The organism is Pantoea sp. GbtcB22, assembly GCF_019091025.1.
Classification (GTDB): domain Bacteria; phylum Pseudomonadota; class Gammaproteobacteria; order Enterobacterales; family Enterobacteriaceae; genus Pantoea; species Pantoea leporis.
The window spans coordinates 1-243 of the sequence record NZ_JAGXKB010000659.1; the positions used below are offsets into that span (position 1 = coordinate 1).

At 64.6% G+C, this 243-nt stretch carries 1 protein-coding gene; it reads right to left on the reverse strand.

The features are described 5' to 3' along the window. Positions 1-243, reverse strand: a 243-nt coding sequence (locus KVT28_RS26300) for a molybdopterin cofactor-binding domain-containing protein (RefSeq protein WP_217551226.1), incomplete at both ends; no start/stop codon positions are given.

The following is a 243-nucleotide window of genomic DNA, read 5'->3' on the forward strand; positions in this document are numbered from 1 at the left end:
TGCTCCTGGCGCACATCTGGCATGTCCGTCGAGCGGGGGATCGCGTAGTCGAGGAACGATCCGAGCGGCTGCGCCTGCTCGTCGTAATAGATCTCCTCCATCAGCGCGCCGCCCAACCCTTGCGCGATGCCGCCCTGAATCTGTCCATCTACCACCGTCGGGTTGATCCTCGGACCGGCGTCGTTGACGGACACGTAGTCCAGGATCTCGACCTCGCCCGTCGCGTCGTCCACTTCGACGACG